This is a genomic window from Marinobacterium sedimentorum (genome assembly GCF_024267675.1).
GTDB lineage: Bacteria > Pseudomonadota > Gammaproteobacteria > Pseudomonadales > Balneatricaceae > Marinobacterium_A > Marinobacterium_A sedimentorum.
On the sequence record NZ_JALDYX010000203.1, the window covers coordinates 1 to 214 of the forward strand.

1 pseudogene is annotated in these 214 nt (G+C 51.4%); it reads right to left on the bottom strand.

The features are described from left to right. Positions 1–41: 41 nt before the first annotated feature. Positions 42–214, bottom strand: a pseudogene (locus MRS74_RS23845) (argininosuccinate synthase domain-containing protein); the annotation flags it as partial.

The window sequence follows — 214 nt, forward strand, 5'->3', positions numbered from 1 at the left end:
CTGGAAATTTACGAGCAGTTGTCAGGCTATAAATTAGCGATCTAGCCTTTGCGGCGTTTCCGCATGGCCAGCAGACGCAAGCGCAGTGCGTTGATTTTGATGAACCCGGCCGCGTCTTTTTGATCGTAAGCGCCCTGATCGTCTTCAAAAGTTACGTGTTCTTCGGAATAGAGGCTATCATCTGACCAACGGCCAACCGTGCTAGCCTGCCCTT